Source organism: Chromatocurvus halotolerans (assembly GCF_004340525.1).
Classification (GTDB): Bacteria; Pseudomonadota; Gammaproteobacteria; order Pseudomonadales; family Halieaceae; genus Chromatocurvus; species Chromatocurvus halotolerans.
The window spans coordinates 56,076-67,910 of the sequence record NZ_SLWX01000002.1 but is presented as its reverse complement, the minus strand read 5'-3'; the positions used below and the strand labels follow the sequence as shown (position 1 = coordinate 67,910).

Annotated in this window: 10 protein-coding genes; 6 read left to right on the top strand and 4 right to left on the bottom strand. The window is 64.1% G+C overall.

What is annotated here, in order from left to right; genetic code table 11:
- Nucleotides 1-38: 38 nt before the first annotated feature.
- Genes EV688_RS02485 through EV688_RS02475 form a run of 3 tightly spaced genes read right to left on the bottom strand, consistent with a single transcriptional unit; the run spans nucleotide 39 to nucleotide 3,467 of the window.
- Nucleotides 39-1,295 (bottom strand): sodium ion-translocating decarboxylase subunit beta, encoded by a 1,257-nt coding sequence (locus tag EV688_RS02485; RefSeq protein WP_420867040.1) that lies wholly within the window; start codon nucleotides 1,293-1,295, stop codon nucleotides 39-41.
- Between the two features lie 41 nt (nucleotides 1,296-1,336).
- A complete protein-coding gene (gene oadA, locus EV688_RS02480; RefSeq protein ID WP_117314448.1) occupies nucleotides 1,337-3,199 on the bottom strand; it encodes a sodium-extruding oxaloacetate decarboxylase subunit alpha in 1,863 nt (620 codons plus the stop codon).
- Complete coding sequence (locus tag EV688_RS02475; RefSeq protein ID WP_117314446.1) at nucleotides 3,192-3,467, bottom strand: OadG family protein; 276 nt, start codon at nucleotides 3,465-3,467, stop codon at nucleotides 3,192-3,194. The genes oadA and EV688_RS02475 overlap by 8 nt, the downstream gene beginning before the upstream one ends.
- Before the next feature lie 108 nt (nucleotides 3,468-3,575).
- On the opposite strand from EV688_RS02475, the gene EV688_RS02470 reads away from it, so the two are divergent.
- From EV688_RS02470 to EV688_RS02440, 6 genes are all read left to right on the top strand, one after another.
- The gene (locus EV688_RS02470) at nucleotides 3,576-4,541 is read left to right on the top strand and encodes a tRNA dihydrouridine synthase (protein WP_117314445.1); all 966 of its coding nucleotides are present in this window, start codon (nucleotides 3,576-3,578) and stop codon (nucleotides 4,539-4,541) included.
- A gap of 28 nt (nucleotides 4,542-4,569) precedes the next feature.
- Complete coding sequence (locus tag EV688_RS02465; protein ID WP_117314444.1) at nucleotides 4,570-6,126, top strand: peptide MFS transporter; 1,557 nt, start codon at nucleotides 4,570-4,572, stop codon at nucleotides 6,124-6,126.
- A 32-nt stretch (nucleotides 6,127-6,158) separates the two neighbouring features.
- On the top strand, nucleotides 6,159-8,189 hold the full coding sequence (locus tag EV688_RS02455; RefSeq protein ID WP_205686449.1) for a hypothetical protein: 2,031 nt from the start codon (nucleotides 6,159-6,161) through the stop codon (nucleotides 8,187-8,189).
- Nucleotides 8,190-8,313: 124 nt separating this feature from the next.
- Nucleotides 8,314-9,087: a (Fe-S)-binding protein gene (locus tag EV688_RS02450; RefSeq protein WP_240624179.1), complete on the top strand. Its 774-nt coding sequence runs from the start codon at nucleotides 8,314-8,316 to the stop codon at nucleotides 9,085-9,087.
- Entirely contained in the window at nucleotides 9,084-10,511 is a 1,428-nt protein-coding gene (locus EV688_RS02445) for a lactate utilization protein B (protein ID WP_117314441.1), read from the top strand. Before EV688_RS02450 ends, EV688_RS02445 begins: the two co-directional genes overlap by 4 nt.
- A complete protein-coding gene (locus tag EV688_RS02440; protein WP_117314439.1) occupies nucleotides 10,501-11,226 on the top strand; it encodes a LutC/YkgG family protein in 726 nt (241 codons plus the stop codon). The genes EV688_RS02445 and EV688_RS02440 overlap by 11 nt, the downstream gene beginning before the upstream one ends.
- Here the strand turns inward: EV688_RS02440 and EV688_RS02435 are convergent.
- Nucleotides 11,198-11,782 carry a lipid-binding SYLF domain-containing protein gene (locus EV688_RS02435; protein ID WP_117314437.1) on the bottom strand — a complete coding sequence of 195 codons (585 nt, stop codon included), beginning with the start codon at nucleotides 11,780-11,782 and terminating at the stop codon, nucleotides 11,198-11,200. The genes EV688_RS02440 and EV688_RS02435 overlap by 29 nt on opposite strands.
- Between the last annotated feature and the right edge of the window lie 53 nt (nucleotides 11,783-11,835).

The window sequence follows — 11,835 nt, the reverse complement described above, 5'->3', positions numbered from 1 at the left end:
GTGTACAAAATATCGTCGGCGGCGGCTAACGCCAGCAGTCAGCCGAGCAGCGTTATCATCACGCCGGCGGCAACCGCAGACCCTACCACGCCCGCGACGTTAGGCCCCATGGCGTGCATGAGAAGAAAATTGTGCGGATTTGCCTCCAGACCCAGCCGGTTGCTCACGCGCGCGGCCATCGGCACGGCTGAGACACCGGCGGACCCGATCAAGGGGTTGATCGGGGTGGAGCCGAAGCGATTCATGAGTTTCGCCAGAATCACGCCCGCGGCTGTGCCGATGGAAAAGGCGACAATCCCCAGCGCCAGTATGCCCAGTGTACTGGTGGCAAGGAACTGCTCGGCGACCAGCTTTGAGCCCACCGACAGCCCCAGAAAAATTGTGGTGATGTTGATCAGGGCATTCTGGGCCGCCGCGCTGAGGCGCTCGACGACCCCGCATTCGCGCATCAGGTTGCCGAAGCAGAACATACCCAGCAGTGGCGCGGCGCCGGGCAGAAGCAGCGCCACCAGCACCAGAAGCACCAGCGGAAAGATGATCTTCTCGCGCTGACCGACCTCACGCAGCTGGGTCATGACGATGCCCCGCTCCGCCTCGCTGGTCAAAAGTCGCATGATCGGCGGCTGTATCAGCGGTACCAGGGCCATGTAGGAATAGGCGGCAACCGCGATCGGGCCGAGCAGATCGGGGGCAAGCACGCTGGAGACATAAATGGCGGTCGGACCGTCCGCGCCGCCAATAATGCCGATCGCCGCGGCGTCTGCCAGCGTGAAGTCAGTGAGGCCAAGCTGGGTCAGACCCACTGCCCCGAGCACCGTGGCGAAAATTCCGAACTGCGCGGCAGCGCCCAGGAAAAGCGTTCTCGGGTTGGCCAGCAGGGGTCCGAAATCCGTCATGGCACCCACGCCCATGAAGATCACCAGGGGAGCGATGCCACTGGCAATCGACACGCGATAAAAGGTATAGAGCATGCCATCGGCGTAGCCGGCGTCTTCCGCAAGCCGGTGCAGGCCGGTGCTCAGCGCAGCGCTGGCATCGGCAAGACCCTCCCGCAGCGTCTCCACGCCGGCGTCCGCCGGCAGCGCCAGCATCGCGGCGAATTCGGGCAGCAGGGCCGGATCGGCCGCGTTCAGCGCATTCTCGGCGGCGGAATAGGCCAGTCCCGCGCCCGGAATATTGGCCAGAATGCCGCCAAAGCCGATAGGCACCAGCAGCAGTGGCTCGAAGTTCTTGCGGATGGCCAGAAACAGCAGCAGCAGACCCACGCCAATCATCAGGAGGGCGCCAGCATCCATCTGCGCCAGCCCCGAGGCTGACCACAGTTCGTGCAATCGCGTCACTGACGATTTTCCAGCGTCAGCAGCGTTGAGCCCACGGTGACCGCATCTCCGGCGCTAACCTCTATACCGGCAACGCGACCGTCCCGGGTAGCACGGATTTCCGTCTCCATCTTCATGGCCTCGAGAATGATCAGCACCTGTCCGGCATTGACAGTGTCTCCTACCGCGACTTCCACTTTGAAGATATTGCCCGCGAGGGGTGCCTTCACCGGTTCGACCGGCCCGCCCGGCGCCGCATCCGACGTCTGCGCAGCGGCCTTGGCCGCTGGCTCCGTCGATTCGGCAGGCGCGACACGCTCGATATCGCCACCCTCGGCCACCTCGACCGTGTAGGCCTTGCCGTTCACCGTGATCGTATAGACGGCGGCGGCGTTTTCCCCCGGCGCCGGGGGTGTCTCTGCGGGCGCGCTGACCGCCGCCGGCGCTGCGGCCGCTTCGCCGCCGGCCTTGGCCTCGCTGCCGGGGGCCGGCTCAAAGGCATCGGGATTGCCGCGGTTGGCGAGAAACTTCAGGCCGATCTGTGGAAACAGGGCATAGGTCAGCACGTCGTCGACCCGACGCTCACCGTCGGCAAGTGAGATGCCCTGCTCCTGCGCGAGACTCTCCAGCTCGTCACTGAGGGCATCCATTTCAGGCTCAAGCCGTTCGGCGGGACGGCAGGTGATGGGTTCGGCACCCTCGAGTACCCGCGCCTGCAGCTCCTGATTGACCGGCGCCGGCGTTGCGCCGTACTCGCCCTTGAGTACTGCCGCTGTCTCGCGGGAGATGGATTTGTAGCGCTCCCCGGTGAGCACGTTGAGCACTGCCTGAGTGCCAACAATCTGCGACGTGGGCGTCACCAGCGGTATGAAGCCGAGGTCCTCGCGTACGCGGGGAATCTCCTTCAGCACCTCATCCATCCTGTCGGAGGCGCCCTGCTCCCGCAGCTGATTCTCCATATTGGTCAGCATGCCGCCTGGCACCTGGGCAACCAGAATGCGCGAGTCCACGCCGCGCAGCGCGCCCTCGAACCGCGCATACTTGAGACGGACATCGCGGAAATAGGCGGCTATCTCCGCCAGCTTGTCGATATCCAGGCCGGTTGCGCGATCGGTGCCCTCGAGAATGGCCACGACGGACTCCGTCGGCGAGTGGCCGTAGGTCATGGACATGGAGGAGATCGACGTATCGACGTTATCGATACCGGCCTCGACACACTTGAGAATGGTCGCCGTAGAGAGCCCGGTGGTGGCGTGACACTGCATGTGGATGGGAATGGAACAGGCTTCCTTGAGGCGGCGCACCAGTTCATAACCCGTGTAGGGACGCAGCAGCCCTGCCATATCCTTGATTGCGATGGAGTCGGCACCGGTATCTTCGATCCGGCGGCCCATATCCACCCAGGTCTCGATATCGTGCACCGGACTGAGGGTATAGGACAGCGTGCCCTGGGCATGCCTGCCGGTCTCTTTCACGGCTCGCAGGGCAATCTCGAGATTGCGCATATCGTTCATGGCGTCAAACACGCGGAACACATCGACGCCGTTTTCCGCCGCCCGCTCGACAAAACGGCGCACCACATCATCGGCATAGTGACGATAACCGAGGATGTTCTGGCCGCGGAACAGCATCTGCTGCGGCGTCTTCGGCATGGCCTTCTTGAGTTCGCGGATGCGGTCCCAGGGATCTTCCCCGAGATAGCGGATGCAGGCGTCGAAGGTGGCGCCACCCCATGATTCCAGGGACCAGAAACCGACATCGTCAAGCGCGGCGGCGATCGGCAGCATGTCGTCCAGGCGCATGCGCGTTGCCAGAAGCGACTGGTGCCCGTCGCGCAGAACCACATCAGTAATGCCCAGGGGCTGCGTGCTGTTATCCATGAGCTGTTTCCTTGTGCTGCGTTTGCCCGGACTGCTGTCGATGCCGGTGCACGGCCGCGGTGATCACCACTAGCAGTTCGTCCGCCTCCAGCTGCCCCGAAGCTGGCGCGGCGGCTGACGGCGCCGGCGGGTTCACTGCGGGATAGAAATGTGCCAGGAGCCGTGACATCAGGCCCATCGCGATCACGAGTAGCGTCAGGAAGGCGATGACCGTTCCCATGCCGAAAAACATGATCTCGACGCCCTGCTCAAACAGTGTGGGTGACATGGAAGTCCCTCTGGCAACTGGCAGCTGCATCATAAAGCAGCAGGCATTCTGATGCCATGCGAGCTGGGTTACACTCTCCCCACATTCACCGCTACAGCGCCCACTGCCATGCGCATTCTACTGGCCCCGATGGAGGGCGTCATCGATCACACCATGCGCGAGATGCTCACCGGTCTCGGGGGCATTGATCGCTGCGTCACGGAGTTTCTGCGTGTGAGTGGGCAGCTTCTGCCACCGCGGGTATTCCATCGTATCTGTCCGGAACTGCAGCAGGGCGGCGTTACCCGGCACGGCACACCGGTGTTCCTGCAGCTTCTCGGCGGAGAGCCGCAGGTGCTTGCGGAAAACGCCGCGCGAGGCGCAGAGCTGGGCGCACCGGGCATTGACCTGAACTTCGGCTGCCCGGCAAAAACCGTGAACCGTTCGGATGGCGGCGCCATCTTGCTGCGCGAGCCCGGGCGCGTTCACGCCATTACCGCTGCCGTGCGTCGTGCGCTGCCGGCGGCGACCCCGCTGACGGTCAAGGTGCGGCTGGGATTCGACGACCGGAGCACCTTTACCGAGGTCATTTCGGCCATCAGCGATGCCGGCGCCAGCGAAATCGTGATTCACGCACGTACCCGCCGGGATGGCTACCGCCCCCCCGCCTACTGGGGAGAGATCGAACGCGCGCGGGCCTGCACCGAACTGCCGCTGGTGGCGAACGGAGAGATCTGGAGTCCGGATGATGCTGTTCGCTGCCGGGAAGCCAGCGGCAGCAGCGACCTCATGCTGGGACGCGGCGCGCTGTGCCGGCCGGACCTGCCGCGGCTGGTGCGCAGTGTCGACCGCGGCGATCCGCTGGCGCCGATGGCCTGGTCTGACGTGCGCCCGTTGTTACGACATTTTTTCGAGCTGACGCTGCAGGGCTACGATGCCCGCTATGCGGGAAACCCGCTGAAGCAGTGGCTGGTATATCTGCGAAGCTATTATCCACAGGGTGCCGTCCTGTTCGAGTCCATCAAGCGGCTGCACGACCCCGCCGCCATCCGGGCGCACCTCGACGGTGCTGACCGACAGGGCATCGCCGCCTGAGCCATCGTCAATCCGAGGAAAACCGCGCATGCCCGCAACGACCGCCAACGACTCCGATCGCGCCCTGGACACCGGATTTTTCGGTCACCCCACGGGGCTGTTCGTGTGTTTCGCCACGGAGCTCTGGGAGCGGTTTTCGTTTTATGGCATGAAGTACCTCCTGCTTCTTTACCTCACGAAGTACCATCTGTTCAGCGACAGCAACGGCCTTGAGGTCCTCGGTGGCTACGCCGCCCTGGTGTTCGCCACGCCCGTGCTCGGTGGACTCATCGCTGACCGCTACCTGGGCATGCGCAAGGCCGTGGTCTTCGGCGGCCTGCTGCTGGTCCTAGGCCACCTCGGCATGGCGGTCGAGGGTGAGCAGGCCAGACGCATGGGCGATACGGTAATCCGCGACAGCGGCGCGCTGCAGGTGTTCTATTTTTCCCTCGGCCTGATTGTGATAGGCGTAGGCTTTCTCAAGCCCAGCATCTCCACCATCGTCGGAAAACTCTACGCGATTGATGATCCGCGCCGTGACGCCGGCTTCACCATCTTCTACATGGGCATCAATCTCGGCGCGTTTACCGCCACGCTGCTTTGCGGCTATCTGGGTGAGACCTTGGGCTGGCGCTACGGTTTCGGTGCCGCCGGTATTGGCATGCTCGTCGGCCTCGCAACCTTCCTGCGTGGCCAGCGGCATTTGCAGGGGCACGCAGAGCCTGCCCGGCCCGCGGTTCTGCGTGAGCGCTCACCGCTGGGGTTGAACAAGGAAACCACCATTTACGCCGCAGCGCTGCTGGCAGTGCTAGCCGCGTGGCAGATGCTTCAGTTCCAGGGCGCGGTCGGCACCTTGCTGAATGTCCTTGCCATCTCTGTGCTGTGCGGTCTGGTCTGGTTCATCGCGGTCAAGTGCGATGCCACGGAGCGCAGCCGCATGATCGTACTGGTCATCCTTACCATGTCCAGCGTGCTGTTCTGGTCGCTGTTCGAGCAGAGTGCAGGCTCCATGACGCTGTACGCCGACCGGGTCATGGACCGCAATATCTTCGGCGTCCAGCTCACCGCGGCGCAGTTCGGCTCGCTCAACGCCTTCTTTATCTTTCTGCTGGCGCCGCTTTTCGCCTGGCTGTGGACGGCGCTGGGACGCCGTGGACTGGAGCCCTCGACGCCGGTCAAGTTTGCGTTTGGCATCGCCCAGGCTGGACTCGGCTTCGGTGCACTGGTGCTGGGTGCCGCCAACCCCGACCAGGCGAGACTGGTCTCCGGTTACTGGATGGTGCTTGCCTACCTGCTGCATACCAGCGGCGAACTGTGTCTGTCGCCGGTGGGTCTGTCTGCCGTAACCAAGCTGGCGGTGCCGAGCATCGCGGGTCTGATGATGGGCGCCTGGTTTCTCGCCACCGCCTACTCGCAGCACGTGGCGGCGCAGCTGGCAAAGCTGGCGGTCGTGGAGACACCCACCGGGGAGATCGCTGACGTCGGCGTCGCGCTGGGACTGTATACCGATCTGTTCAGCAGCCTGCTGTGGACCGGTGTCAGCGTGGGTGCGGTATTGCTGGCGGCATCGCCTGTCCTGCGAAAGATGATGCGCGGTATTCACTGAATCGCGTCATGCCAGCCCGGGAGTCGACTGCGTTGACATCATCCGACCCCGGGTTTGACCTGGTTTTCACGGGGAATCTTCTGCCCGGGACCGATACCCGGCAGGCACGCCTGAGGCTCACCGCCTTTTTCCGACTGGCAGACCCGGCGGCGGTAGAGTCGTTTTTCGGCAACGGCGCCGTGACATTGCGACGCGCGCTGCCGGAAGCGGAGGCACAAGAGCTTTGCGAGCGACTGGTAGCCGGCGGGCTGGAATGCCACCTGCTGGCACAGCCAGAGCCAGAGCCAGAACCTGAACCTGAACCTGAACCAGAGCCAGCCCCAGAGCCAGACCCTGAACCTGAGTGCAACCCGCTCGAATCCGCCCCGCCGCCAAACCGGTTCCAGATCCGCAGTGATATGCCATCAGCAGACAATGCCGATGCGGCGAGCCTGCAGCTGCGCTTTCTCGCAACGGCGGTCGGCACGGCACTGGCGGGCACCGCCCTTATGGTCGCACTGCTGACCCGGCTTTTCCTGTGGTCTCCGGCTGCGCCCGTCACAGGACCGGAAAACCTGGTCTCGGCAATGGACGGCACGCTCTACATGCTTGCCGGCGACAGCCTGCTGGTGCACGATCGGGCGGGGAGCAGCATCACAACGTACAGCGCCGCTGATCTTGGCTTTCAGGCAATACGTGCCCTTCTCTCGATTCGCGGGAACACACCGATCCTGAGCGCGAGCGCCATGGGTGATGCGGCTGACGATTGGCGCCCATGGGAGTGCCCGATGGAGACTGACGCTGACGCACCCGCGTGCGAGGCGCTCACCGCCGCGCCCGTAACCGTCGAGTCCCTCGCCTCCAGCCGACTGACCGCCACGCTTTTCGCGATAAACGATGCGCCGGAACTGCTGCGGCTTGCCAGCGGCACGATCGATCAGCGCAGTCCACTACCGGCGAACAATACTCCACTGCGAGTGATCAATCATCGCGGTCTGCTGCTGATCAACAACAGCGAAGGCCCCGGGATTGGCGTCTACCGCCCGGACGCTGCCGCCTTCGGGCAGCAGCTGGACGAAATACTCCTGCTGCATCCCAAGGCGATAGCCCGCAACCAGAACCGGGTGCTGGATTTTGCGCTGACCGCGAACGGCAACTGGGCTCTGCTGACCGACGGCACAGGCACGGACCTCTATCGCTTCAATGAAGACTGGGCACCTGAGGCCGTAATAGCGCTGCCATCCCTGCCCGCATCCGCGCGTGTGACGACCTGGCGCGATCGACTGCTGATCTTCGCGCCCGATCGCCTGAAGGTGGAGCGTGTCAGCCCGGCAGGCAGGCTGGAGGCGCCGCTAGTGTCAGAATCGCTCACCAACCTGGCAGCGAGCACCCGAGCGGATGCTTCGCGGAGGCAGTTCGGATACGCCGTGGGCCTGCTCGTGCTCCTGGTGCTCACGCTGTGCGGCGGATTGCTTACCTGGATGAACTTCCATCGGCGGAGCGCCAGCAAGACCCCGCCTGCGGCACCCGACTTCCTGCTGGAGCCCAGGCTGCCGCGGTTTCGCTGGCTGCCGCCAGATGCAGATCGCGCTGCAGCGAGGCGCAAGTGGTCTCTCGCGTGCCTTTCCCTTGCTCTCACGTTCTGCCTGGCAATCGCAGCCGGGGTGACGGCGCTGGCCGCCCTGTGCCTGCCGGCGCTTCTTTTCAGTCTCGGCGCCAGACACTACCTCGCTCTCCCCGCCCCCCAGATCGGTATAGACGGCGACCATGTCGCCCTGGTCGATCACCGCGGTATCTACCAGACAGGCGCTGCCGGCACCTTCCACACCTTTGGCCCCTTTGTCTTTCGTGGCGGCGTCATTGTCTGCACGCACCTGCCGGGAATTCCCGGCATCAAGATGCCTCGGCGGCAAGAGCGCGCGAGTTTGTGGAGTCATCCTCTGCAGGACGACGTGCCCGGGCATGCCGCCAGCGTCCTCGAACGGCTTGTGCGGTCCCGTCACCCCTTGCTTCTGCCCGCCCTGGCAATCCCTGTCGGGCTGCTAATCGTCTCGCTGTGGCTGACACTGCCGACAGCAGTATGAGCGGGGACTGCTAAGCGGGGTCTGCTGCGCTATACTGCCGCGCAGCGCCATTCAGCTGGCAAGGATAACGCCTGTTTTGTCTCCCGCACCGCACATCCGTAAAGGCCGATCGCGGCGACCGAAAGTGGCCCTCTTCGTGACCTGCCTGGCCGATGTTTTCCGGCCATCCGTGGCATTCGCCAGTCTGGCCCTGCTCAAGGCCGCCGGCTGCAGGGTCAGCGTACCCAGAGCGCAGACCTGCTGTGGACAGCCGGGCTACAACAGCGGGGATTACCGGGGCGCCGGTGATGTCGCCAGGCGCGTCATCGCCATGTTCGAAAGCGCCGATTACGTGGTGGCACCTTCCGGATCCTGCGCCGGGATGATCGTGAAGCACTATCCGCGCCTGCTTGAGGGGGAGTGGAAAGAGCGCGCCCAGGCGCTTGCTAGCCGGACCTTCGAAATCACCGCCTTTCTGACCGACGTGATGCCCCTTCCTGCCGGTGATCGAACTCCTGACACGGCATTGACGAACCGTAAGGTCGCCTACCACGACAGCTGCGCGGGTCTGCGCGAACTCAACATCCGTGAGCAGCCCCGGGCATTGCTGCGCGAGCGCGCGGGGGTGCAGGCTCTGGAGCTCGAGAAACGCGACGTCTGCTGCGGCTTCGGCGGGACCTTCTGCGCGAAGATGCCGGAAATTTCTGCCACCATGGCGTCTGAAAAGCTGCGCGACACGATCGACTCGGGTGCGGACATGCTGGTTGGTGGTGATCTCGGCTGTCTCCTCAGCCTCGCCGGACGCGCCTCGCGGGAGGGCATCGATCTCGAGTTCCGCCACGTGGTCGAGTTGATCCATGACCATAGGTCCGGGCAGGGCATCGGGGCGGGCCCGGCGAACGGGGCCGGCAGGCAGTGAAACAGACCAGCGCCACATTCCTGCAGAACGCCCATGACGCCATGCTGCAGCCAGAGCGATCGATGAATCGCCAGCGCCTGGGGACGCTGATGCCACAGCTTCGCGATAGCGGCGTTGCCTCCTTCGGTGATTTTGACGCGCTCCGCGCCCATGTGAGTGAGGTGCGGACACACACCCTGGACCACCTGGATCATTACCTTGACAGTTATGTGAAGCAGGCAACGCAGAACGGCAACGAGGTGCACTTCGCCCGGGATGGCGACGAGCTCAACCGCCTGGTTTCCGATATCTGCCAGCGCCATGAGGCCCGGCAGGTCGTCAAGGGCAAGTCGATGGTGACCGAGGAGACGGCGCTCAACGATCACCTCATAGCCGAGGGCTACCAGGTTACCGAGACCGATCTTGGCGAGTATATCCTGCAGGAGGCCGGGGAAACCCCCAGCCATATCGTGGGACCCGCACTGCACAAGCCGGAAGCCGAGATCCGTGAGCTGTTCCTGGACAGGCATGATCTCGGCGACCGCGAACTGGGAGATGCGGCCGCCCTGGTGGCAGAGGCACGTGGGCTTCTCAGGCAGCGTTTCCTCGATGCGGATGTGGGCATTATCGGCGCGAATGCCTTGATTGCGGATAGCGGTTATTCCGTACTGGTCACTAACGAGGGCAACGGCGATCTCTGTGCCAACCTGCCGCCGGTGCTGATTGTGTGCACGACGCTGGAGCGCCTGCTGCCGCGCTTTGCGGATGCGACGGATCTGCTGCGCCTGCTGGCGAGGTCCGCGACAGGACAGCCGATCTCCTGTTACAGCACGCTCTACAGCGGTCCACGTCGTGACGGCGAGGAAGATGGCCCGCTGGAGACACACATCATACTGCTCGACAATCGACGCACCGACATTCTGGCCAGCGATTACCGTGACATGCTGCACTGCGTGCGCTGCGGCGCCTGCCTCAATCACTGCCCGGTCTATGTTGCCGCTGGCGGACACGCCTACGGCTGGGTCTATCCCGGGCCCATGGGATCCATACTGACCCCGCTGCTGACCTCGCTCGATGAGAGTCATGACCTGCCCAACGCCTGCACTGCATGCGGCCGCTGCGAAGAAGTCTGCCCGGCCAATATCGCCCTGCCCGATCTGCTGCGGGATTTGCGCCACGAGGAGCTTCTCGCGCAATTGTCGCCCCGCCGCTGGCGCATGGGCATGCGCGCGCATGCCTGGCTGCTCACAACCCCCGGACTGTATCGCAGACTGACCGCCCTCGCGGTGCGGTCCCTGACCTGGCTGGCACGCGGGCGCGGCAGCCTTGCGCGGCTGCCCTTCGCAAAGGGCTGGAGCGCGGCGCGGGATTTTCCGGCGCCGGAGTCCGCCAACACGTTCATGCATCAATACAACAGCCTCAGAAAGTCACGCCATGGAAGATGATCACGGGGCGCAATCCGCCATTGAAGCGCGGATCAGGAACAGCAGCCGACGCGCTGATCCTGCGGACATTGCCCATGAGCTGCAGGCAATCGGCAGGGGACCTGCGGCCAGAGCGCGGCACACGGACCGTCACGTGACGTTTCTGGCAAACGTGCTCAATAATCACGGCGACGCTCGCGGCGTGGAAAACCGCTCGGGTGCCGTGGCGTGTATCGGCGACTATGTCGCCCGGCGATTCGGCCAGCGCAAAGTGGTGGCCGGCAAGGATGCGCGACTGGCGGCCCTGCCATGGCGCGAGGCAGGGCTGCTGCCGCGTTTCGGCGTGGTGGAAAGCGGTGACAAGGTGAGCGTGAGCTATGCCCGCCGGGCGATTGCCGAAACGGGCAGTATTGTTCTGGAGAGCGGGCGCGACAGCCCGGTCAGCAACAGCCTGCTGGCGGAAAATCACATTGTGCTGGTGGACGCTGTCGATGTGTTCGACCGACTGGAAGACGCCTGGCAGTCAAGAACCGCGGATTCCGATGCCTATCGCCCGCGCTGCCTGCAGATCATCTCGGGGCCCTCCAGCACCGCCGACATCGCACTGAACATGGTGTATGGCGCACAGGGACCGAAAGCCTGGCTGGTGATTCTGATCGCCGCGGACGGGCCTGAGCTGGCCAGGGCGGCACAGGATGCAGCTGCTGTCAGGGCGCGGCCAGTGGCTCGTAGCTGAACTTCTGTCCCCCGATAGTGGCCTCGTACATCAACCCGCCTCTGGCAATGGTGAATACCGCCATACCCTTGCGATAACCCGCGTGCCTCGCCGTCGCGTCATTGCGGCCACCGCTGGCGCCGGCAGAGACGCCACCCCCGGTATTGGCTTCAGCAGAGATGCCAGCAGTGATGGCCACCGCCGTGGCCTGGGCGGAAAACTCAAAATTCCCGGACGTGAATATCTCAAAGGCCCGCGCGTCCTCGAAGAAGATGATCTGGCTGTAGGCCTGCCCCCCGAACTGCACGCCCATGGTCAGCTGGGTCATGGAGACATCACCCACGTGCTCGCCCTGTCGATAGACGCGGCCCTTGCCGTAGGCGCCGCCAATACCGATGCCACCCTTGCCGATGGTGGGAAACAGCGCGTAGCCATAAGCGGTCCTGAAAAACCGGTCAGTTTCTGTGGCACTGTCGAAGGACTGGATGGCCTCCTCGTATCTGTCGGCCTGCGCAACGCCACTGGTACAGAACAGCAGTAAGAGCATCGCGGTAAAACGTTGGGCAGACAGTCGCATGGTGGTTCACTCCACGGCAGAATCAGAAACCCGGCAAGTGATCGATGCGCCGG